Below are 237 nucleotides of genomic sequence, written 5' to 3'. Positions count from 1 at the left end.
TCACCATGTTGTAGTCGTAGAGCTGGCTCGGCGTCGTCATCGACGAATAGGAGAAGCGGATGACGTCGGTGTCATATTCGGCGGCGCCCGACAGGCCGAGCGAATAGGCCTCCTCTGCAAAGGCGATCGCGTGTTCCTCGCCGGTCGCCCGATCGCGGATCATGATCTGCGGCAGGCCGTCCTTGCGCTCCAGCCAGAGCAGATGGCGGGCATAGGCCATGTGGTTGATGATGAGCG

Annotated in this window: 1 protein-coding gene; it reads right to left on the bottom strand. The window is 62.0% G+C overall.

What is annotated here, in order from left to right; genetic code table 11:
- On the bottom strand, positions 1 to 237 hold a 237-nt coding region (locus tag SB764_RS44515), incomplete at both ends, for a hypothetical protein (RefSeq protein WP_410867378.1).

Origin of the sequence: Paraburkholderia sp. SIMBA_027 (genome assembly GCF_046535315.1) — a bacterium.
GTDB classification, from domain to species: domain Bacteria; phylum Pseudomonadota; class Gammaproteobacteria; order Burkholderiales; family Burkholderiaceae; genus Paraburkholderia; species Paraburkholderia tropica.
Note: the sequence above shows the minus strand (reverse complement) of the source record. Positions and strands in the feature narration are given on the sequence as shown.